This window comes from Methylobacterium sp. D54C, assembly GCF_053345595.1.
The window spans coordinates 1-283 of record NZ_JBKFAK010000258.1; the positions used below are offsets into that span (position 1 = coordinate 1).

The 283-nt window shown below is 78.4% G+C and carries 1 pseudogene; it reads left to right on the forward strand.

The window, feature by feature from the left end:
* A pseudogene (locus ACLBYB_RS33420) lies at positions 1–283 on the forward strand (restriction endonuclease subunit R); the annotation flags it as partial.

Consider the following 283-nt stretch of genomic DNA (forward strand, 5'->3'; position numbering starts at 1 on the left):
GCCGCGCCCGGCCGCGGACCGGAACTCGATCTCGACGCGACCGGCCTCGCGGTCATCGGCTACTCGCGGGCGCAGGCGCTGGCCGAGCGGGCGGTGCTGCCGGTGGCGTTCGGCGCCCTCGGCGGCGAGGCGAGCTGGCTGGAGGGCGGCCGGATCGCCGGCGTCAGCCCGCGCGTCGGGCCGCACCGACTCGGCGCGGGCGCGGTCCGGATCACCACCCGGCCGGCGCTGTTCACTGCCCTGCGGACCGGCTTCGCCCGCGACCTTCTGAGCGAGGCGTTCT